Raw genomic sequence first — 201 nt, 5'->3', positions numbered from 1 at the left:
ATTCGTTAAAAACCCGTAGGGGCGGGTTCTGTACAATCTTTCAAATCCCACAAATAATCTTGATAAACCCGCCCAACCCACCAAGATTTAACGTTAACAAAACCGGGTTGATATTGATTCCTATTACGGGGTTGGGCGGGTTTATTTAGGTGAATTATCATTAACAAAAATTGACTCGAACCCGCCCCTACATTCGTTAAA

The 201-nt window shown here is 40.8% G+C and carries 1 protein-coding gene; it reads right to left on the bottom strand.

Annotated elements, in window-relative coordinates; genetic code table 11:
- Nucleotides 1-5: 5 nt before the first annotated feature.
- The coding region (locus tag PL8927_RS28760; RefSeq protein WP_231506176.1) for a hypothetical protein at nucleotides 6-201 on the bottom strand (196 nt) is incomplete at its 5' end.

It is taken from the genome of Planktothrix serta PCC 8927, from assembly GCF_900010725.2.
GTDB classification, from domain to species: Bacteria; Cyanobacteriota; Cyanobacteriia; order Cyanobacteriales; family Microcoleaceae; genus Planktothrix; species Planktothrix serta.
Note: the sequence above shows the minus strand (reverse complement) of the source record. Positions and strands in the feature narration are given on the sequence as shown.